The following is a 20,135-nucleotide window of genomic DNA, read 5'->3' as shown; positions in this document are numbered from 1 at the left end:
CCCATCATGGCGGGCATCTGTGAATGCATCCGCGGCGGTGCGTTCGCCAAACCGGGTGATTTCGAAGCGGCCGCAGGGCGCCCCCACGTGGGTTGGGACGCCTATTTTTCATCGCTCAAGACATAAACCCTAGACCCGCACGACCTTTAGCTTTGTCTTAAGGTCGGTGCGGCAGAAGGCATGCAAGAAGCAGGTTTGTTCAGAAATGTCGAGCATCTCTTGCGCCGTCTCGTCGGCTTCGGTTGTTTCGAGATAGACGTGCGTTTCGATGGAATCCGCCTCGCCTGCTTTGCCAGTGCCGCCCGATGCGCCACCCAGACTGAAATGCGTGTCTTGCACGATCCGGTAGTCTGGAAGGTCCAGTTTCAGCATCGACACAAAGCGCCCGAACTGCGTCATGAAGCAAAACCCGATGCCCGCCGAAATCAACGAATTGGCGTCCGGCGCCCGCCCATCTTCTGAACTGAGGAACCGGAACGACGTGCCGTAGGGCGAATACTGCATTTGTTGAATTTCTTTGATGCCGTCTTCGCGCATCACAGCGACTGCACCGATGTTCAACCGACGATCTTGTTCCGAGGCCATGCTGCCGCCCGCCGCCGATGTCCCAAGAACGACATCCTTCTTTGGTGTCGGACCGACTGGTTCCATTAGGTCCAAGTCACTTGCTTCGGCTTCGGATTTGGCGAAATGGTTGCCCGGATCTGGGAACAATGCGCCGTCAAGCTCTGCGACTTTTGCAGTTGGCAACTCTGTCCCGTTCTTGCCTAATTTGAACAAGCTTTCCAACTGCCCTCGCATCAACCCGTTGAGGGGGGACGCGTAGGTCGCATTGATCAGGAATTCATTCAGGGCCGCGTCGTTCAGATTGCAATCTATTTCAACCTGAAGGTCAATGTTTTCGGCCCCGCCTACCATCGTGCGCTTCGGCATAGAGCCTTTCATCGTGTAGTAATTGTCCTGAATAAGCTTCAACTTGCGGATTTCGATGCCCTTGATTTTGGCCAGCGCAAGAATTTCATTCATGAAACTCGCCGCCATACCGCAGGATAAAAATGCCAGCGGGCAGGGGGCCGCGTCATGGCCGTTCAGGTAGGGGCCTTCGTCAGAAACGAGACGCCAAGTTTCACCCGTTTTGGCGGACCGGACTAACGCCTCTTTTTGGAAACCGGACAGTGAGCGCACCCATGTGCGCAGCGCATCGCCCTTGCGGTTTTCCGGCGCGTCAATCGAAACCGCGTCTGCATTCGTAACCTTGTAGAACGGCGCAACGCCGCTGCTACCGATGATGTCATCACCAAGTGCTGCCATGGTATTTTTCCTAAGTTGAAATGTCGCTAGAGGTTAACCTTGCCGCCATCGACGTTGAGCGTTTGCCCGGTGACAAAGTTGCTATCGGGTGACGCAAGATAAAGCAGCGTGCCCAACAGATCCTCGGGCAGCATTTCTCGCTTGATCGAACGCGACGCCACTGTGGGGCCGCGCGCCATATCAAATCCGGAATTAGCTGCGATGCCTTCGCTTTCCGTCAGGCCGGGGGCGATAGCGTTCACCTGAATGTTCTTGTCGCCAAGTTCGCGACCGTGGCAGCGTGTCAGCGCGATGATCGCCCCTTTGGACGCGGTGTAGTGCGATAGGCCGGGAGGGCCGTAATAGAACGTGCCGGATGCGATGTTGATGACTTTGCCACCACCCGCCTTGATCATTGTCGGTGCGATTGCGCGCATCACTTGGTGAACGCCGCGGGCGTTGACCCTCATGATCAAATCAAACTCTTCGTCCGAAATTTCAAAGAATGGCTTTGGTGTCAGCGTCGCGAAAATCGAGGCGTTGTTAACCATGATATCAAGGCCGCCCATGCTTGTGGCCGCTTCGACCATCGCTTTGAGGTCGTCGTTATTTGTCACATCGACCTTCATGCCCTGCGCAGAGTCACCCGCATCGGTAATTGCTTTGACGGCTTTGTTCGTATCCTGAACATCCGTTACAAGAACCTTTGCGCCCTCGTTGGCCATCGCTTTCGCCATAAGCGCGCCAATGCCCTGTGCGGCGCCCGTGATTACCGCGACCTTTCCTTTAAGACGATCCATTGTGTCCTCCCGCTGTTAGATTTCTATTTCAAGAATTTTCGCGACTTCGGGCCAGCTCATGGCCCCGTTCTCGCGCAGATCATTGGTCAGATCCTCGGGAACCCAGTCGATCAAACACTTTCTGAAATTCGGTCGCGCCCCGATCCTTGCGAACCACTTTTCGACGTTTGGCAAACGTCCGTTTTCCCACATGCCGCGCATCGACATCATTGCAAGCCGGTTGACGTAAGGCGTCATGACGATGTCGGCGATAGAGAACTTGTTGCCGACCAGCCAATCCTGCCCGTTCAGGGCTGTCTCCATTTTTTGCAGGTAGCTGTCGTACAATTTGACCTTATCTGCAGCCCCCGGCGCATCAAATCCGAAACGCGTGTAGCTGTCCTTGAGGTCTTTCCAGTTAGACGTGACCGACATGGTCGGTGTGGACGCGAGGAATTTCTTTACGCCGTCTTCCCCAAAGTTTTTCAACACCGTGTGGCGATGTGAGCAAACAAAGGTGACGGCCCCACATGCCGGATGCAGGTCTTCATCCACCGCTTTGGTCCAATAACGAGCTTGCGCGCGTTCCCAAGGGTCAGTCGGGTGCACGCTGTTTTCAGGTGAAATCTGGTCCAGGTATTCGATGATGACGGTGCTGTCGGGAACAACCGTGTCGTCATGTACCAATGTCGGGACAACGCCCTTGGGGTTCAGCTTGAGATAGTCAGGATCGAACTGCTCGCCCTTGAGGATATCGATATAGACGCCGTCCCAAGGCAGCCCTTTTTCATCCATCGCAAAGCGTACTTTGGCGGCACAAACTGATGATCCGTGGTGATAAAGCGTGAAAGTCATAGTTGCACGGTAACCCATTTCAGTTCCGTCATCGCTTCCATGTCCGCATCCGTACCTTCACGCCCAACGCCGCTTTCGCCGTTGCCGCCAAAGGGCACGTGCGCTTCGTCATGGATGGTCGGGCCATTGATGTGGCACATGCCGGCGTCGATGTTGCGGGCAAAATGGAATGCGCGATCGATGTTTTTGGTGAAGATAGCAGAAGACAGTCCGTACGCTGTATCGTTGGCTTTTTCCAAAGCTTCTTCGTAGCTGTCGACGGGGTAGATCGCGGTGACAGGTCCAAAGGTTTCGGTTTTGCAAACGGTCATCTTTTCGGTCACCCCAGTCAGCAGGGTGGGCTGGCAGCGGTTGCCTTCGAATTCGCCGCCTGCTGCGACAGTTGCGCCGTTGGCGATGGCATCTGCGATGTGATCTTTGACACGCTGACGCTGGCGGTCTGAAATGATGGGCGCGATGACAGTGTCTGGATCACGCAGATCGCCCATGCCTACTTTGCCAGCAATTGCCGAGAACCGTTTGACGAATTCATCAAAAATCGGGTGTTCCACATAAAAGCGGCTGGACCCGATACAGGCCTGCCCGCCGAACATGAAAATGGATCGCGCAACCAGCGGCATGGCTTTGTCCAGATCCGCATCCGCCAGAACAACCGTCGGGCTTTTGCCGCCCAGTTCCAGTGTACTGGGCGTTTTGTTTTTGGCGCAGATTTCGTTGATGTGCTGACCCACAACTGTGGAGCCCGTAAAGGTCACAAAATCGACGTCTGTGTGCCCTGTCAAATCATCCCCGATCTCAACACCAAGGCCTGTGACTACGTTGTAAGCACCTGCGGGAATGCCAGCTTCAGCAATGATTTCAGCAAAGATAACCGTAAGGTGTGGTGCCATTTCAGATGGCAAATGCACAACCGTGTTTCCAAGGGCCAAGGCATTGGCGACCAGTCGTGTGGTCTTGATCAGGGGCACGTTGAACGGCGTGATCACAGCAACGACCCCAAGAGGTTCGCGGATCGACATTGACATTGTGCCGGGACGATCTGACGGAATGGTTTCACCGCGTACCTGACGGCATAGCCCGGCCGCCGCGCGGATCATCGTCAGGCCCTTGTTGAATTCAAACATCGCCTTTTGGACGGGCGATCCGATTTCATCAATCAGGCAGTCCACCAGCTCTTTTTGGCGGTCTTCCATCAGTTCGGCGACCCGCAGCAGCCAACGTTCGCGCTGTGTTGGCGTGGTGTCGCGGAACGTGGCGCACGTGGACTTCGCAGCACTTACAGCCTTGCGCATGTCATTTCCGGTGCCCTTGGCCGCGTAGCAATACAGGCTGTCGTCAAGCGGGTTCAGAACCTCAAAGGTGCCTCCGTCGTCTGCGTTCACCCAGTTCCCACCGATAAAGTGCTGTAGGGTTTTGATATCTGTTTTAGCGTCCATTGTGGGTCTCCTAGGCTATCCGCCGACTAAGGTTTCGGGGAGAAATAATGCGATAGATGGGAATATGATCAGCAGTACGATCATGAAGGCCATGGCGAACCAGAACGGCCAGATGCCGCGGAAAATTGTGGCCATGGGCACATCGGGCGCGATTGATTTCACGATGAAGACGTTGATCCCGACAGGGGGCGATATCATCCCCATTTCAAGCACGATGACGACGATGATACCGAACCAAATCAGATCCCAATCCAGTCCAATTGCAATCGGGATTACGACAGGGATTGTGAGCACCAGCATGGCGATAGATTCCAGGAACATGCCAAGGAAGATGTAGACCAAGATAATGATCATCAGGACGCCCAATTCGCCGATTGGTAAGGACGTAAGCAACGTTACAAGGTTGGCGGGCACTTCTGTCAGTGAAATAAATGGGATAAAGACGAACGCACCGATAATGATCAGGAACACCGTCGCAGTGGCGTTCATGGTTTGCAGGATAACGGCCTTGATTGCGGGAAACGTCAGGGATCGCCGTGCGGCTGCAACGATGAAGGTAAAAAAGGCTCCTACGCTGGACGCTTCAACCGGTGTGAAGAACCCCGTGTACATCCCGCCAATGGTCAAGAACACGACTGCAAGGATCGGGGACGCGTTGATCAGCGCTTCCTTGCGTTCAGGCCAAGCAGAGCGCGGACCGGGAGGACCCGCAGTCGGATTGCGCATCACCACCAGATAGATGGCGCCAATGAACAGCATTGTCAGGATGATACCGGGGAAGACACCGGCCATGAACAAGCGACCAATGGATTGTTCCGTCAGCACCGCATAGATGATCATTCCGCCTGATGGAGGGATCAAAAAGCCAAGCGTGCCCCCTGCCGCGACCGAACCGGTGGCAAGACCGTCGTGGTATTTATACTTCTTCATTTCCGGCAGGGCGACGCGGCCCATTGTGACCGCAGACGCAAGCGACGACCCTGACAAGGCCGCAAATCCTGCACAGGCCGCAATCGTAGCTGATGCAAGACCGCCCTTCATGTGACCCATCCAGCGATAGGCTGCTGCATAAAGATCGTTGGACATGCCTGACACACCGGCAAGCGTGCCCATGAGCACGAACATCGGGATCACCAGCAAGTTGAAGTTAGAGGCCGCTTCAAAGGTTTCGCCGGCAAGGTTGGAATAGGCGATGCGCACACCACGCGCCCATGCTTGATCCGACGCCATGCCCACAGCGATGAACTGGTTCGCATTGGCGACCACCGTGCCCACAAGGCCAACGCCCAGCATGGACAGTGCCACAGGCATGCGCAGGGCGAGCAAGATGAAAAGATTTAGAAGGCCAAGAATGCCTAGAAGTGTCATGCTAATCATAGGTCTTCACCATCGACTTTCAGTGTGATGACCTTGCCGCCGCGCAGGATCTGCCAGATGTCGAGGACAATCACGACAGCATAGATCAGCGCAGAGATGGCCAACAAATAATAGAAGGGTCCGTAGGGGATAAGGAGCTGTTGGGTGGTTTCACCGAACTTCGCGGCTGTGCCGCTGGCATGCCAAAGACGCCATCCCATGATCGCCAACAGAAAGAAGGCCAGAACCTTCATTACAAGCAAAGACCATTTGGCGAAGCGGGCCGACATGCTGCTTTCCAAAACCTCGATTTCGATATGCGCGCCTGTCCGTGCTCCGACAGGAATAGAGAGGGCGACAATGACGACCAAAGACAGGATCAGCAGATCCTCTGCGCCGATGATCGGCGAGTTTAGCGCTTTGCGCATGATCAACACGTTCCAGACCGAAAAGACCGTCATGAAAATCAGCGTGGTCCCGCCCAAAACGAGTGCGAGCCATGTCAGCGTCTTGTCTAAAAGCCGGATAATGCCTGGTAGTTGAGTGTCCTCAGACATTTCGAAATCCCCCCATTGTTGATGGTGGGGCGGAAACCGCCCCACCAAGCTGATTTACTGGTTGAGCGCTTCGTAGATTTCTTGCGCGTTATCGATGCCGCGTGCTGCATAATCGTCGTAGATCTGCTGCATGCCTTCGGCGGCTGCGACTTCCATCTTGGCGCGTTCTTCGTCCGAAACAGTGATCCACTCGACGTTCAGCTCACCCGTGGCGCGCTGTTCTTCGACCCACTCCAACGCAACCTCGTCTGCGTGATGGAATGCCCGTGCGAGTTCCATTGAGAACGGCAGGCCTGCAATGTCGTCGATGACCACGCGGTGTTCGTCACTCAGGCCTTCGTAGCGTTCCTTGTTCATCACGTAGAACACTGGGTTGAACGTCGCGGGTGTGTTGAGGATTGCGTAATCTGCAACCTCATCAAGGTTCCACGGCGGCATGATGTTGTTGATGGTCGAAATTGCGCCGTCGATCGTCCCTGTAGAAAGGCCGGTGTAATGTTCGGTAGGATCTAGCTGCACTGGTACCGCGCCCATACCCTGCAGCACTGGCGTGGTCATCGCGGCAAATGGAACGATTTTTGCGCCTTGCATGCCTTCAATCGTGGACACATCCCGCGTGGAAATGATCATACCACCCGCAACAGGTGCCACACCAAGAACCTTCACGTCGCTCCATTCGTCAGCCATGTATTCATCGAAAACGGTCCAGAGCCGTTCCGTGGAATCCAGAGCATCAACTGCCGCGCCGGGTGGAATTGCCAGCATGGTGCGTTGGAACAATGTCGGGGTAGAGGCTGCGATGCCAAAGGTGATATCAGCCACACCTTCAACAGCTCGTTTGTATTGTTGTGTCGGACCCGCGCCCAACTGACCGGCAGCATAGACTTTCAGGGTCAGCGTGCCGCCAGAACGTTCTGTGAGCTCGTTTTCAAACCATGCCAGCGCGCCAGTGACCGACTCGTGATTTGGTGGCACAAATGTTGCGACGGACAATTCTTCCGCGATTGCCGACTGGGCCGACATTGCAAAAATAGCAGATAGCGCGGTGGTACGAAGGGTATTCAAAATAGTCATGTCTACTCTCCTTATTGGTTGATTGCGTTGTAGATTTCTTCGGCATTTTCGATGCCGCGTTCTGCGTAGTCGGCGAAGATAGCCTGCATGCCGTCGGCAACTGCGGCGTCCATCTTGGCGCGTTCTTCGTCAGTGACAGCGACAAGTTCATAACTCTTGTCTGTGTTCGCCATCATCATTTCGAGTGAACGTTCGTCTGCTCCATCAAAACCTTCCGCGAGTTTCATGGATGCGGCTTCGCCTGCCAGTTCATCAATAATCGCGCGGTGTTCGTCGCTTAGCCCTTCGTAGCGCTCACGGTTCATGACCACGAAAATGACTGCGTGTTGGACCGGTACGTTCGTTACAAAGTGCGTTGTTACGTCCCAAAAGTTCCAAGGGGGCGTCATGTTGTTGTAGGTCGCGTAGGCGCCATCAATCGTACCCGTCGACAGCCCCGTGTACATTTCGGACACTGGCATCTGCACAGGAACTGCGCCCATTGCTTCGATGATCGGCGTTGTCATGGCGGCATATGGCACAATCTTCGCGCCCTGCATGCCTTCAAAAGTGGACACGTCTTGTGTTGCTGCGATCCCAAGACCCGCGGCAGTGCTCAAGGCAATAACCTTCACGTCGGCATATTCCCCAGCGAGATGTTCATCAAACGCGGACCATATCCGGACGGTCGCTTCGGCTGATGAATTGGATGCACCTGGTGGAATAGCGAGCATAGTGCGTGGGAACAGGGCGGGAGTGTAGGCGGTTACGCCGAACGTGATGTCGGCAACGCCTTCAACGGCGCGCTTGTATTGCTGCACAGGGCCCGCACCCAGTTGACCGGCAGGGAACAACTGCATGGTCATCGTGCCGCCAGAGCGTGCTTCAAGTTCTTCTGCAAACCACGCAAATAGAACTGTATTGGAGTGGTGTTGCGGTGGCACGAATGTCGCCACCGTCAGTTCTTCGGCCGACGCCGAAAACGCAGTGCTCGCAAGCACCGAAGCAAGCGCGAATGCGCGGGTGTAGCGTGAAAAAGCCATAATATCCTCCCAGAAGTGGCTGAACTGACGACCCTTTTGGGATCCCAAGTTCTATTTTCCGACTCGGGTTTTGCCGAATCTGTGCTGTTGTTCTTCAAAGTAAGTCGATAATGGGATCCCAAATCAAGCAAAAAGTTTGATTTTACGCCAGGCTATTGGACAATGCGCTTGACTTTGGGATCCCAAATCGGTGCAAGTAGTGACATGCAATCAATTGACACAGAGCTCGCGGCACGGATCCGCAACGATATCATTCATGGGGTTTACGAAGAGGGTGCGCGCCTGTCTGAGGCGCACCTTTGCGAGGCACACAAGGTTTCGCGCACGCCTGTACGGCTGGCGCTGCGGCTTTTGGAACGAGAAGGCGTAATCCGTCGCGGTGACGGGCGGGGCTACCTGATCCAAAGCCCGACGATCACCGATGTAAAGCAAGCGGTGCAAGTGCGCGGGCATTTGGAAAGTCTGGCGGCGCGACTTATGGCGCAAGCGGAGGACAGACATGAACGATTGCCGGCAATGGCAGGCGCCATTGATGAGATCGAAGCGACGGTAGATGCTGGGCGTCTGGACGTTGATGCGATAAAAAGGATGCAAACGGCGAACCGCGTGTTTCACTCCACCATGTTGGACAGCTGCGGCAACGACTATGTCGGGTTTACCTGCCAGCAGATCAGCCACTTGCCCATGCTTGCGGCGGGTTCCATGGTTTTTGACAGATCGGTTGGCGATACGCCCGAACATCTGGAGCGCGGGCTGTTTCGTTTGCGATTGGGTAATGCGCAACACCGCGTCATCTATGATGCTATTGCGGCAGGGGATGCCGTGCGCGCGGAAGGTATGATGCGCGAGCATGCCAACACCATGATCGAATACATCGAGACCTTTGAAAAGCGCGATGGCACCCTGACGGTGGCCGATCTTGTCGCCTATTCGGCGGCCGACATCGTTCTGGAAGACGGGTAAAAGAGGGGCCGGTGCGTTCACCGGCCCTTCGTTCAGGATCATTTGTCCCAGTACGCGTCGACAAGACCAAGTAGGAATTCGCCGTCGTAGCTAGGATAAGCTTCTGCAATCGCAGCCTTCACTTCGTCTGGTGTTGTGCCAGCTTCCCATGCCGCATCCAGTACCTTCAGGTAACCGATTGCAACGTCGAGTTCGCCGCGCGTGGTTGGAAGGCCGTGACCGACGAGCAGTGTTTCAAATGACGGATCATCGCGCATGCCTTCCAAGATCGCGATCCAGTTTTTACGGTCTACGCCGGGTGCAAAATACACGCCGTTATAGACGAGGTCTTGCACTACAGCGACTTTCTGTTCGGGGAAGACCGCGACGATAATTTTGGGGGCCTCAGCATTGTCGTAAGACCGGAATTCAACTGCCACACCGCCAATTTCTGTCATGCCAAGCGCGAGGTCAGGACCGTTCAACAATGCTGTTGGTTCAGGATTTTCGCCATTGGTTGCTTCGGCGCGCAAACCTTCGCGAATTTCCGGCAAGGTCGAGAACGTGATGCCTTCCATTGTGGAAACACCGCCCCAGTGGTCTGGGTGCTCGTGGCTGATATATGCGGTGTGCACAGGTTTGCCGGTGTTTTCGATCAGGGCTGTGACTTCCATGGCGGTTGGTGGGATGAATGTTGAATCGACCAGCAGCAACTGATCGCCCATCTCGATGACATGGGCCGTTACGTTTACGGCCTCTGCAGGGGAGACATACGTGTGGAACGTGACGCCACCCTTGGCAAAGGAATGGATGTTGCCAGCAGCCATTTCGCCCTGCGCAGCGGCAGGCGTTGTCGCAAAACCAGCACGTAGCAGTGTGAGAGCGCCGGCGGAAAGTGCAGCGCTTTTAAAGAAATCGCGGCGGTTCAATGAAGTCGACATTTGATGTCCTTTCGAATGAAGAATGACCAGCGCGTTACGGAATGCACCGCGCAGCTGGCGGAACTGTACGGCCCGCGCCGCATTCGAATTAGACGGTATCGTCAGACTAGATCGTTCGGGTGAGCCGAATAATGTAGTATTAATTGTGTCGCGCATGATTTTGGCGGGGAAGAGCGAATGTCAGTGCCATGGCATCCAGTTTCTGATCGCGACTTTTGTGCCGAGCGAGAAATACAAGCCGCTTCTTTCTGGTGCGTCCAAATCAGAAAATAAATGTCTCGCGATGGCGTCGCGATTCTTCCACGCCCAGTTCGGTCAACGTGGTTTCGCTCCAATTCATTATCGCATCGGGTCCACACATGAACACTTCACGATCCTTAACGTTCGCGACGGATTGAATGTCGTCGATCCCCATGCGCCGTTCTTCAACTCTTAACGCATTATCAAACAGCGCTGGGCGTAGACCGTCCCGTGCCGTCTGTGCGGCGCAGACGTTTCCCTTGATGCTTTGGAACGCCATGACGCGTAGCTTCACGTTTTTCGGACGCGAACCGTGCTGCGCGGCGAAACGCTTCAGGACATTAATATCGTCATCACGCCCAGCAAACAGAAGCACAATGTCGGTTGAACCAAGTCCAGAATTTGCGTTCGCAACCTTAAGAATACCGTCCCACATCGCCATAAACGGCGTGATGCCCACGCCGCCTGCAATCCAAAGCATTTGGGGCGGAACACGCGGAGGGTTGCCCTTTTGGGTCGTAGAAAAACAGGAAAAGCCAGCGCCGGTGCCCTTAAAGACGACCGGTAGTTTTCGTTCGATAAGCCTGTCGATATTGTCGTGTAAGACATTCGACATCAAACCGCCCGCTTTGCGTTTGACGGTGACACTGACGCGATCGGTGCCGATGAACGCGTTGGTATTCGGGTCAAAATCGGACGCACTGGAAATCGTCCATGTGCGGACAAAATCGTCGTTCACCAATTGCGGGTTTGCGTCGTTCATATGGGTGTAACCGACGTCCAAGATGTCCGAGAAGTCGAAGACGCCAAAGCCACCCGGCAAAGGCGCATCGGTTGGCGTCGAGAGGCGGAAGTTGAATGTCTTGATGCTGTCGGAAACAGCTTGCGTTGAAACGAGAGTGGCAGAAATAGCAGGAGTGCCGTCATGTGGCGCCGACGCATGCCCCATTTGTTCCAATTCCTGACGCAAGAGCCGCACCGGCGGATTGTAGGGCGAGAACTGTTCGTCAGATGTCAGTTTTAGGTTTAGTCCATTTTTGACCAATACTGCACCAGTCACCTTGATGCGCGTCAGCAAGTTCATGCGTGGCATAAGCGCCTCTGCGTCCTGATCCAGCATGTTTTCCGCGTCACCAGTGACGTAAAGGACATCGCCTGTCGCGAAATCTGGAAACACGAGGCCGACTTGCGGGTCCGTTTCGATATTGCCCAAAGACTGATAAAAGCGGTTGCCGGAATGGTCAGGCAAAACCAGATATGTCGTGACCTGATCGCCATCAAGTTTTTCGTAAATGCGTGTAAAACCGGGGGCGCCGCCGCGATGATTGACGCCCATGTCAGTTTGGATGTCCGACGCATCGTCTGTAACCGTATGCTTTGTCGCTAGAAAGGCTGTGCTTGCACGATGAACCACTGCTTTGGCGTCGGCGGGCAAGGCGGTGGTGCCAACGTCAAAGCTATCATGAGAAAGGTATGCCATGCGCTGCACATGCGTCAACGAACGCACAGTAATGTATTTCGGGCAATTCCCAAGATGCTGGTCGGAAAGGAGGCGCAGCCGGACTTTCCCCATACGATCAACAGCGGCATCTTCGATTGATCCGGCGATCTTATTGCGTCGACGGTTCGTGAAATCGATCCCGACCCCTGCAAAGAGCTGACGGTCATTAGCCGATGTCGGTTCTTGCAGCAACGCGCGCGCAAAAGGATCATAGGGGTTTGTTTCAGCGACGACTTCCGTTGTGTTCCCGCTTGAAACCTTAATGCCTATGGTGGGGTCTTCGCCCGACGTTGTGACCAAAAGGCTGACCCATGGACGCCCCATTTGGTCGAGCGTTGCTAGAGGCAGATAGGACAGGCCAGCAAAAAAATCTGCGTGCTGCTGCGGCATGTCACTGCTGATGTATTGCGGAATGGCGTCGGTAAGTTCTTTGGGCGTATTGCGCTGCGCTTGCAGCAGCAATTCGCCTTTGTGCGACCTATGTATCTGCGTCATTGCCTGATCCTTCGGCACCTGTCGTCGGGTTACGTTTTGTTGGATATTTCGATGCTATCGATTGATGGCCTAGAGGCCCAGGTCGCTCAGACTCGGGTGATCGTCGGGACGACGCCCGAGCGGCCAGTGGAACTTCCGGTCAGTTTCCGCGATAGGATGTTCGTTGATGCTGGCAAACCGCCGTTCCATGTAACCGTTTTCATCGAACTCCCAGTTCTCATTGCCATAGGCGCGGAACCAGTTGCCGCTGTCATCGTGATATTCATACGCATAACGCACCGCGATGCGATTTCCATCATGGACCCATAGTTCCTTGATCAGACGGTAATCCAATTCCTTGTCCCACTTTCGGGCGAGAAATTCAGCGATCTGAGCACGGCCTTCGGGGAACTCGGCGCGGTTGCGCCACTTACTGTCAGCTGTGTAGGCCTGTGCGACTTTGGCGGGATCGCGACCGTTCCAGCCATCTTCGGCAAGACGGACCTTTTCGATTGCGGTTTGGTGTGTGAAGGGCGGCAACGGGTGACGCGGGGCTTCGGATGTCATTTCAGTTCTCCCTTTTCAGCTAGAAGACCAACGGCGGTCGTGGGCATGGCTTCAAATCCGGGCAATGCTTCGAAACGGGCAAGCCAGGCCTGCACATTCGGATAGGGGGCAAGTGATACGTTTCCTTCCGGCGCATGGGCCGTGTAGGAATACGTCGCAACATCCGCGATTGTCGGGCGATCACCGACAAGCCAATCACGGCCTACCAGACCTTGTTCCAGCTTTTGCATTGCTTTCGCAGCTACTGCGGCGGCGAATTCTGGCTCTAACGGTGCGCCAAAAACGGTGATCAACCGCGCAGCGCAAGTTCCAAACGCAATTTCACCAGCAGCGAGCGTGAGCCAACGTTGCACATTAGCTTCGCCGATTGCCGTGCTTGGTATCCAGTCGGGGGCGTATGTCCGCGCGAGGTAGACTAAGATCGCGTTCGAATCCGAAACGATCACGTCGCCGTCCTCAAGAACCGGCACTTGGCCATTCGGGTTCATCGCGAGAAATTCAGGCGATTTATGCGCACCGCCGCCAAGATCGACAGGGACGGCTTCATGAGCAATTCCTGCAAGTTTTGCGAATACCAAAGCACGATGCGCGTGACCTGATTTGGCGAAATGGTGAATGCGGACCGCGTTCGACATGAGCGTCTCCAGTTAGTTTTGAAAGTTAGTGGATGATTAGCAGTTGCAGTCATGGGGGATAATTGCCACTTTTGGTGTAACTTTAAGCCCTGAAAGGGCGCAATGTCATGGACAAGATTGACCGCATGCGCGCGTTTGCGTTGGTTGCAAACAACGCTTCATTCACCATCGCTGCTCAGCGTATGGGGCGGTCTGCGCGTTTGGTTAGCAAATACGTTGCTGATCTGGAAAATGCGCTGGGTGTACAATTGCTTAACCGTACGACGCGGAGCGTATCATTGACGGATGCGGGGGCGACTTACTTGGCACTATGCGCGCCGCTGCTCGATGGGTTTGATGAACTTGAAGACAGAGTGAGAAATGAACAGGCATCGTTGCGCGGCGTGATCCACATTTCCGCACCCACAGGGTTTGGGGCTTTGCGACTTGTCCCATCGCTTGCGCGATTTGCCGAGAAACATCCGAACGTAGAACTTGATTTGAAGTTCTCTGACCGTAGGGTTTCAATTGTCGAAGAAGGCCTTGACCTAGCAGTCAGAATTGGCCCAATGCGCGACAGTTCCCTTAAGGTACGCCAACTTGGCCGCATGCCTTTGGTTGTCTGCGCATCGCCAGCCTATTTGATCCGTCACGGGCAACCGGAGCATCCGAAGGCGCTTGCCACACACGAATGTATACTCGACGGCAATATGACTGAACCGACAGTTTGGCGATTTTCGGTCAACGGCCAAGATGAAGCTGTGCAAGTAAACGGGCGATTTCGGATGAACGCGCCAGCGGGATCGGCCCGTCTTGCCATATCAGGGGCGGCGATCGCACGATGTCCTGCCTATACGGTTGCCGATGCTTTGCGGTCGGGTGAGTTGGTCGAGCTTTTCGCCGAGAACCGTGTGTCGCCTTATGTTGTGGCCGCGCTTTTCCCACAAAACCGGCGGCTGACGACAAGAGTGCGCGCTCTGATTGATCACCTCGCAAACGACTCGGCATTGTGCCCAGACGGTGCATGATGACCGCGATTTTTACGCGCCGATATTAGGGATTTTCGCCAGCAGTATCGACGGTTGTGATCAGGCAATGATCATTAGGCGTCGTTCATCACGAACGTTGATTAACCAAAACCCGCGCTTCATATTCTTTCACGCAGCGCCGTGCGGTTTGGTTGTGTGGGCTGCCCATTGTCCGTAGCTCGGGGAACAAATCAAACAGCTCGTCGCGTGAGGAATCTTCAATCGCATTCAGTCCGATTTCGCCTGCGTAGAAGCTTTCTGTCGGTAGGTCGTTTGAATAAACGATCTCGTGTTGGTCGAACATGATGTGAATGTAAGTCACCTCGTCACATGGTTTTTCGAACGCAGCACCGGTCCCGACGAGGTGTTTCGCGGTAACCAACACCTCGTTCGTTCCGAAGTAGAGCTCTGCTTGATAGCCCACGATCAGAACGCGGTGGTTCGGGGAAACGAGAATGGAATGCTGCGTGTCACCTTGTTTTGCGCCTAGGAACTTCACGGGGGCAAATCGGCCCCGCCCAACAACCGTTCGGCTTCCGATCCAGCGGATTGGACGAAGACCATGGTCTCGGGTCAGCACCAGATCGCCCGGCTGCAAGGTTTCAACTAACCTTTCCCCCATAGGTGTCTTGATCAAGGTGCCTTTCGTGAAGCAAGGAACGTCACGGTAGTCTAGGTCATTAACAAGCGGTGTAGCCCCGCTTCCATTTGCTGCGGTGTCGTTGTCAGAATCCGACAACGCAAAATTCCCAGCCACATCAATATCAGCGTCGTTGGCGTCGTATCCAACAACATTATCAACGACGTCCTTCAGTCCGTCGCCATCACTATCCGCGGATGCGTCAATTGCCGCTTGGCTGAAACCGTGACCTGCTTCAGTGACATCATTGACGCCATCGTTATCCGAGTCCGTATCGAGAAAATCAGCAGTCCCGTCGGTATCTGTGTCAACCGGTGTGACACCGCCAGCCTCGTATGCGTCGTCAAGTCCATCCCCGTCGCTATCGTTGCCCGTAGGCGCGATGTAATTGGCTGTGCTTTGGCCTTCGACGTTGTCGGTGATCCCGTCGTTGTCGCTATCAAGATCAAGGTGATCAGCGACGCCATCACCGTCGCTATCCGTTGTGCTAACGATACCGCTGACATTGAAGACTTCTGTGGTCGTTCCGCCAAAATTCGGATTTGCACCTGAATCGATAACGACAACGCCATCAAGCGAAACCGTATAGCTCGCCGGGTCCGCACCACTTATGCCATCGCCAAAATCATCGATAACCGTGAAGGTGTAGTCACCGAAGCCAGCAACGCTGACATTCGTGACTTCGACGACGTTATCATTAATCGTCGTGTCGCTGGCGATAAGATTGCCGTCAGGATCACGTAGTTCCCACCGCGTATTGTCCATCTGAGTGAACTCATCGGCGTCGAATGCGATCGTGATCGTGCTTGGCGTGGTGACAGAGTACCCTTCGTCAGTATCCAAGATTCCGTCGCCATCATCGTCGATATCTTGGTCATCTGTAATGCCGTCGCCATCCGTGTCCAAGGCAGGAACATCAAACCGCAAGTCGCTGATACCCGAGCCACCCGTGCTCGTCCCGTTCGGTCCGGGTGCAAAGGTCAAATCGATCTGCGATATAGGGCCCGGTAGATTAACGGATACATCGTTCGCGATCGTGCCTGCGGATTCAATGGTCACCGAACCGTCAGGGTTTGCAAATACGTTTTCGTCCTGAACGCCGCTTAAGCCGGCAATGACCGTGGTAGGATCCAGAAGTACGCCGTTCTCGTCATACGCGTAGATGATCCACAGGTCATCAAACGTCGATGCGCCGTCGTCGTTGACGTGGATGAAGTCAAAATTCAGATTTTCAATTGGCGTCGAAAAATCGTAGCTCGCCGTGATCGGGGAAGTAACCCCAAACGCGCCAAATTCAGAAACCGCATTACCACCTTGTGATGCGTCCCAAGCATTGGCTGTAAAGCTGGCCGTCACGACTGTGCTGTTGCCGCCTTCAGATACGGTTGTCGTACCGTTCTCTGCCGTCCCGTTGGGACCGGTCAGCCACAGAGCATTATCAATAAAAGCCATCTTGCAGGTCTCCTTCGCTTCAGGCCCCATGAACACAGGCTTCGCAAAGTCGGTTGCATCCGAAATTCTACATCAAAGATGCGTACCCCTTGAACCTCAACCTTTCGGTTGATTGCCAGGTAGATACTATTGCGTGGTCGTTGGACGGGACTTGCTGAAAAGATAGATGCTCCTGCTAAGGAATCCCTAAGCAGCAAACGGGTAGCGTGGCAGCTAAAGATATATCCAGAGACGGGAATTGACCGAGCACCTACCAGAAAGGTTAGTCGACTATCCGAATTGGCGATTTTTCTGCCAATAGCTTTGGTGCTGGCCGTTTGCGTATAACATCAAGGTTGGCAGCAACCGACGCAGGGAAGGTGCCGCCAACCTCAACAAGTAGATTACTAGAAGGTATAGTTGATCATTAGGCCAGCAGTCGCTTGTTCCTCTGATCCGCGTTCTTGCACAATTGAAGAGTCACGCACGTCACCGCTGAGGCGATCAAATTCGGCAAACCCAACAAGCGATACATTCTGATTAAGCGGCACAAATGCCGATGCGTGCAGACCGTATGACATGATGCCGCCGTTTGCGTCATATTCACTGATACCGGACGCCACGGATTGGGCCGCCGAGACATCAAAATAGGTGCTCGCATAGCTATCGTCAGCAAAACTTGCCGTCGGACCAAATGAAATGACGGACTGCTTCCCTAGAATTTCGACGGGTGCGTTGTAAGTGATATCAACGTCTCCAACGATCCCATCATGGCCGCCATCGACGCCCTTGCGGATCGCAAGATTGGCCTGCAGATTTCCGTAAGTATAGGCGAGATAGCCGCCGACTTCTGCGGTCTCTTCAATATCCCCCAATCCCGCGATTTCCGACTTAGCGACGCTAGACAACAACAGATCGTGTTTGGATGGGGTATCTTCGCGGCCAAAATCATATGTCAAAGCGACGCCTGCGGTCAGGTTGTCATCTTTGTAGACGTCATACGACACCCCATCGAGCAAAGAGATATTGAGACGATCTCCGATAGCGACAGACACGTTAGGGATCGCATAGGTCGACGTCTTATTGCTGCCGAAGAATGATGGCGTGGAGACTACGCCACCCGTGATGGTGAAAAAGATGTCGTGTCCGGCAAAAGTATCTTCCGGCGCGTTTTGCGCGAAGGCGTTGGCGGGGAGGAAGGCCAACATGATCGCGGCGAGTGTTGTGATAGGTTTCATAGTCTTCTCTTTCTAGATGCGCGGTATTGCGCGTTTTTGGAAATGGTGAGGGATTGGTTGATTTAAGGACGGCGCAAACTGGTTGGTGCGGATCAAGCCTGCTTCACTTGCAAGCGACGCCCTTTGCCGAACAGAATCCGGAAAAGCCAAAACAGCATCAGCACAATGATCGTCAGCTCAGGCAGCGATAGGATCCCGCTGTCGCGCACCGCCTGTGGGAAAATGCTGGCGCCGGGGCCAGTGAATGCAGAACCTGCAGCGATGAAGAAACCAAGACACATGCGCCAGATGTGCTGTGCAATCCGGTGGCGATCCGTCAGGGATTTGCTCAAGAGCACGACAAGATCGTTGATCACGCCAACACCGGCCATCCCCGCGAGGAAGAAGTAGTCGGCGGCCGCAAAACCGCGCAGCGCCTGATCTGGGAACGTCAGTGCGCAAAACCCGGCTGCTAACAGACCCCCGGTGTTGAGAAAGTTCATACCTGCAACCGCACCGAAAGATGCAAAGCGACGCCTGTTTCGCATACGGGCGAGCAACCACCCGCTGATGACCAAAGTCATGCCCAACACACCTGCATGAAATGTGATGTAGAATGTGTCGAACTTGATCAGCCCGAGGATCGCACCGAGGCATGAAGACAGTCCCATGGTGATCGTAAACACACGCCCTGCGTTGACGTGGTGTGATCCACCTTTTCGGACTGCGAATGTGATGGCACCCATCACAACGGCAACGGTTCCAGTGGCGATATGGGCGATCGTGGTGATCGTCAGAAATATGAACATTTGAGGTCTCTTCGGTTGTGGCCAAACATCTGCTGGCCGTGAAATTTGAACCCTCATTGCCCGTCAAATTTGTGCCTGTCGTCCGCGCGGGACGGCGCGTACACTTTTCGTGTATTTCAGTTGATCCGTTTTGAACGTTGATGCTGGTAGCGAATTTCGCCTATCAATCGGCATGCTTACCGATGGAATCATTGCCCTGTCAGCGGCGTGCTTGGGCATCGCGCTCTCCGGTGCGATGTCAGCGATACGCGGCCCGCAAGGCGGGCCCGCACGGCTTTATCTTATGCTAGTCTTTGGCGTGTTTGGCGGCATCGTTGCTACGCCACTCGTCTTTGCGTTCGCCCCGTCAATGTACGGCTTTTACTTGCCGGTCATCTTGGTCCTACTGCTGATTCAGCCGCCTGCCGTTTTCTATTATGTCTCCGCAAAGACGACCGAACTGACATCTTCGTCTATGCGGCGACGTGACATCGTTCTACCGATTGCGGCCGGATTGGTGATGGTTGGCTACTGGTTGCAGCCCGCGCAGGCCAAAACCGCGATGTTCATTTCGGGTGAACTGCCTGCGGGCGTTATTCCGTCAACGCTTGTCTTGACGACGTTTGTCCTGATCTTCTGCTGGGTCGTGTCGTCGTTTGTTTATCTCATCGCCACGTTGCAAAGATTGCGTGAATATCGATCAAAACTTCGGACACTTTATTCCAATCTCGATGATCGCGAATTGCGGTGGCTCGACTGGTTTGTGGTTTCTATTGTCATCGTTTGGGGTGTGGTCGCTGTTACGTTTGTCGCCGAAAATACAGGCTTCGATCAGGTAGTGGTCGAAGAACTGGTTTACGGGCTGACCGCGTGCCTATTGTTATTTGTCATGGCTTTTGCATCGATATCTCCACCCGAGCCAATGATTGAAGACCCCGCGGCATCAAATGAGCCGTTGGAGGCAAAATATGCGCGGTCAGCGTTGAGTGATGATCACGCAGAACAACTTGCCACGCGCATCAAGGCTGCAATGAGCCAAGATGCGTTGTATCTTGATCCTAATCTGTCGTTACAGAAACTATCGCGTCATGTCGGCGCTTTGCCCAACCAGATTTCTCAAACGTTGAATGAACGCATTGGGCTGACGTTCTTCGACTTTATTGCGCACCACCGGATTGAAGCTGCCAAACCGCTCATCATTGAGAATAAAGAATCCTCGTTGACGATTTCATTGGACGTTGGTTTCAACTCGCGTTCGACATTTTACAAAGCGTTCAAACGGGAAACCGGCATGACGCCCAAGGCCTATCGGGACACGATGGCGGCTGAGCTTGAGGGTGCATGAGCGTCTCGCAATCCAAGGTCAGCCCCCAATGGAACTGA

At 54.3% G+C, this 20,135-nt stretch carries 18 protein-coding genes; 3 read left to right on the top strand and 15 right to left on the bottom strand.

Annotated elements, in window-relative coordinates:
- Positions 1-129: 129 nt before the first annotated feature.
- The 8 genes from AC0L7R_RS14220 to AC0L7R_RS14185 are packed head-to-tail and all read right to left on the bottom strand — an operon-like array spanning position 130 to position 8,369.
- Positions 130-1,311, bottom strand: a complete 1,182-nt coding sequence (locus AC0L7R_RS14220) for an OsmC family protein (protein ID WP_473657532.1) — start codon at positions 1,309-1,311, stop codon at positions 130-132.
- A gap of 26 nt (positions 1,312-1,337) precedes the next feature.
- Positions 1,338-2,090, bottom strand: coding sequence for an SDR family oxidoreductase (locus tag AC0L7R_RS14215; protein ID WP_473657531.1), 753 nt, complete (start codon positions 2,088-2,090; stop codon positions 1,338-1,340).
- 15 nt (positions 2,091-2,105) lie between these two features.
- Positions 2,106-2,942 (bottom strand): glutathione S-transferase N-terminal domain-containing protein, encoded by an 837-nt coding sequence (locus AC0L7R_RS14210; protein WP_473657530.1) that lies wholly within the window; start codon positions 2,940-2,942, stop codon positions 2,106-2,108.
- Positions 2,921-4,360, bottom strand: coding sequence for an aldehyde dehydrogenase family protein (locus tag AC0L7R_RS14205; RefSeq protein WP_473657528.1), 1,440 nt, complete (start codon positions 4,358-4,360; stop codon positions 2,921-2,923). Before AC0L7R_RS14205 ends, AC0L7R_RS14210 begins: the two co-directional genes overlap by 22 nt.
- A 15-nt stretch (positions 4,361-4,375) precedes the next feature.
- Positions 4,376-5,737: a TRAP transporter large permease subunit gene (locus AC0L7R_RS14200; RefSeq protein WP_473657527.1), complete on the bottom strand. Its 1,362-nt coding sequence runs from the start codon at positions 5,735-5,737 to the stop codon at positions 4,376-4,378.
- A complete protein-coding gene (locus tag AC0L7R_RS14195; protein WP_473657525.1) occupies positions 5,734-6,273 on the bottom strand; it encodes a TRAP transporter small permease subunit in 540 nt (179 codons plus the stop codon). Before AC0L7R_RS14195 ends, AC0L7R_RS14200 begins: the two co-directional genes overlap by 4 nt.
- Before the next feature lie 54 nt (positions 6,274-6,327).
- Positions 6,328-7,347 (bottom strand): TRAP transporter substrate-binding protein DctP, encoded by a 1,020-nt coding sequence (locus AC0L7R_RS14190; RefSeq protein ID WP_473657524.1) that lies wholly within the window; start codon positions 7,345-7,347, stop codon positions 6,328-6,330.
- An 11-nt stretch (positions 7,348-7,358) separates the two neighbouring features.
- Entirely contained in the window at positions 7,359-8,369 is a 1,011-nt protein-coding gene (locus AC0L7R_RS14185; protein ID WP_473657522.1) for a TRAP transporter substrate-binding protein DctP, read from the bottom strand.
- A gap of 204 nt (positions 8,370-8,573) precedes the next feature.
- Between AC0L7R_RS14185 and AC0L7R_RS14180 the strand changes: the two genes are divergently transcribed.
- Positions 8,574-9,332, top strand: a complete 759-nt coding sequence (locus tag AC0L7R_RS14180) for a GntR family transcriptional regulator (protein ID WP_473657520.1) — start codon at positions 8,574-8,576, stop codon at positions 9,330-9,332.
- A gap of 38 nt (positions 9,333-9,370) precedes the next feature.
- On the opposite strand, the gene AC0L7R_RS14175 is transcribed toward AC0L7R_RS14180, so the two are convergent.
- The 4 genes from AC0L7R_RS14175 to AC0L7R_RS14160 form a co-directional block, all read right to left on the bottom strand.
- Positions 9,371-10,252 carry an MBL fold metallo-hydrolase gene (locus tag AC0L7R_RS14175; protein WP_473657519.1) on the bottom strand — a complete coding sequence of 294 codons (882 nt, stop codon included), beginning with the start codon at positions 10,250-10,252 and terminating at the stop codon, positions 9,371-9,373.
- Between the two features lie 262 nt (positions 10,253-10,514).
- A complete protein-coding gene (locus AC0L7R_RS14170) occupies positions 10,515-12,488 on the bottom strand; it encodes a pyridoxamine 5'-phosphate oxidase family protein (protein WP_473657518.1) in 1,974 nt (657 codons plus the stop codon).
- Between the two features lie 69 nt (positions 12,489-12,557).
- Entirely contained in the window at positions 12,558-13,034 is a 477-nt protein-coding gene (locus AC0L7R_RS14165) for a DUF1348 family protein (protein ID WP_473657517.1), read from the bottom strand.
- Complete coding sequence (locus tag AC0L7R_RS14160) at positions 13,031-13,669, bottom strand: glutathione S-transferase N-terminal domain-containing protein (RefSeq protein ID WP_473657516.1); 639 nt, start codon at positions 13,667-13,669, stop codon at positions 13,031-13,033. The genes AC0L7R_RS14165 and AC0L7R_RS14160 overlap by 4 nt, the downstream gene beginning before the upstream one ends.
- Positions 13,670-13,776: 107 nt before the next feature.
- Here AC0L7R_RS14160 and AC0L7R_RS14155 point away from each other — a divergent pair, with 107 nt between their 5' ends.
- The gene (locus tag AC0L7R_RS14155) at positions 13,777-14,676 is read left to right on the top strand and encodes a LysR substrate-binding domain-containing protein (protein WP_473657515.1); all 900 of its coding nucleotides are present in this window, start codon (positions 13,777-13,779) and stop codon (positions 14,674-14,676) included.
- A gap of 88 nt (positions 14,677-14,764) precedes the next feature.
- On the opposite strand, the gene AC0L7R_RS14150 is transcribed toward AC0L7R_RS14155, so the two are convergent.
- The 3 genes from AC0L7R_RS14150 to AC0L7R_RS14140 form a co-directional block, all read right to left on the bottom strand.
- Positions 14,765-16,768, bottom strand: coding sequence for a Hint domain-containing protein (locus AC0L7R_RS14150; RefSeq protein ID WP_473657514.1), 2,004 nt, complete (start codon positions 16,766-16,768; stop codon positions 14,765-14,767).
- A 386-nt stretch (positions 16,769-17,154) separates the two neighbouring features.
- A complete protein-coding gene (locus AC0L7R_RS14145; RefSeq protein WP_473657513.1) occupies positions 17,155-17,985 on the bottom strand; it encodes a MipA/OmpV family protein in 831 nt (276 codons plus the stop codon).
- A 92-nt stretch (positions 17,986-18,077) separates the two neighbouring features.
- Positions 18,078-18,773 (bottom strand): hypothetical protein, encoded by a 696-nt coding sequence (locus tag AC0L7R_RS14140; RefSeq protein WP_473657512.1) that lies wholly within the window; start codon positions 18,771-18,773, stop codon positions 18,078-18,080.
- A gap of 172 nt (positions 18,774-18,945) precedes the next feature.
- Between AC0L7R_RS14140 and AC0L7R_RS14135 the strand changes: the two genes are divergently transcribed.
- On the top strand, positions 18,946-20,097 hold the full coding sequence (locus AC0L7R_RS14135) for a helix-turn-helix domain-containing protein (RefSeq protein ID WP_473657511.1): 1,152 nt from the start codon (positions 18,946-18,948) through the stop codon (positions 20,095-20,097).
- The last annotated feature ends 38 nt before the right edge of the window (positions 20,098-20,135 follow it).

The organism is Yoonia sp. D2-7 (assembly GCF_055809435.1).
The sequence above is the reverse complement of the archived record's forward strand: the minus strand, read 5'-3'. Positions and strand labels throughout refer to the sequence as shown.

What these genes read in the sequence shown, in the direction of transcription:
- AC0L7R_RS14165 (WP_473657517.1), bottom strand. Translation starts at nt 13,034, where the DNA reads ATGACATCCGAAGCCCCGCGTCACCCGTTGCCGCCCTTCACACACCAA.
- AC0L7R_RS14210 (WP_473657530.1), bottom strand. Translation starts at nt 2,942, where the DNA reads ATGGGTTACCGTGCAACTATGACTTTCACGCTTTATCACCACGGATCA.
- AC0L7R_RS14135 (WP_473657511.1), top strand. Translation starts at nt 18,946, where the DNA reads ATGCTTACCGATGGAATCATTGCCCTGTCAGCGGCGTGCTTGGGCATC.
- AC0L7R_RS14180 (WP_473657520.1), top strand. Translation starts at nt 8,574, where the DNA reads ATGCAATCAATTGACACAGAGCTCGCGGCACGGATCCGCAACGATATC.
- AC0L7R_RS14145 (WP_473657513.1), bottom strand. Translation starts at nt 17,985, where the DNA reads ATGAAACCTATCACAACACTCGCCGCGATCATGTTGGCCTTCCTCCCC.
- AC0L7R_RS14175 (WP_473657519.1), bottom strand. Translation starts at nt 10,252, where the DNA reads ATGTCGACTTCATTGAACCGCCGCGATTTCTTTAAAAGCGCTGCACTT.
- AC0L7R_RS14185 (WP_473657522.1), bottom strand. Translation starts at nt 8,369, where the DNA reads ATGGCTTTTTCACGCTACACCCGCGCATTCGCGCTTGCTTCGGTGCTT.
- AC0L7R_RS14150 (WP_473657514.1), bottom strand. Translation starts at nt 16,768, where the DNA reads ATGGCTTTTATTGATAATGCTCTGTGGCTGACCGGTCCCAACGGGACG.
- AC0L7R_RS14155 (WP_473657515.1), top strand. Translation starts at nt 13,777, where the DNA reads ATGGACAAGATTGACCGCATGCGCGCGTTTGCGTTGGTTGCAAACAAC.
- AC0L7R_RS14195 (WP_473657525.1), bottom strand. Translation starts at nt 6,273, where the DNA reads ATGTCTGAGGACACTCAACTACCAGGCATTATCCGGCTTTTAGACAAG.
- AC0L7R_RS14170 (WP_473657518.1), bottom strand. Translation starts at nt 12,488, where the DNA reads ATGACGCAGATACATAGGTCGCACAAAGGCGAATTGCTGCTGCAAGCG.
- AC0L7R_RS14220 (WP_473657532.1), bottom strand. Translation starts at nt 1,311, where the DNA reads ATGGCAGCACTTGGTGATGACATCATCGGTAGCAGCGGCGTTGCGCCG.
- AC0L7R_RS14160 (WP_473657516.1), bottom strand. Translation starts at nt 13,669, where the DNA reads ATGTCGAACGCGGTCCGCATTCACCATTTCGCCAAATCAGGTCACGCG.
- AC0L7R_RS14215 (WP_473657531.1), bottom strand. Translation starts at nt 2,090, where the DNA reads ATGGATCGTCTTAAAGGAAAGGTCGCGGTAATCACGGGCGCCGCACAG.
- AC0L7R_RS14140 (WP_473657512.1), bottom strand. Translation starts at nt 18,773, where the DNA reads ATGTTCATATTTCTGACGATCACCACGATCGCCCATATCGCCACTGGA.
- AC0L7R_RS14190 (WP_473657524.1), bottom strand. Translation starts at nt 7,347, where the DNA reads ATGACTATTTTGAATACCCTTCGTACCACCGCGCTATCTGCTATTTTT.
- AC0L7R_RS14200 (WP_473657527.1), bottom strand. Translation starts at nt 5,737, where the DNA reads ATGATTAGCATGACACTTCTAGGCATTCTTGGCCTTCTAAATCTTTTC.
- AC0L7R_RS14205 (WP_473657528.1), bottom strand. Translation starts at nt 4,360, where the DNA reads ATGGACGCTAAAACAGATATCAAAACCCTACAGCACTTTATCGGTGGG.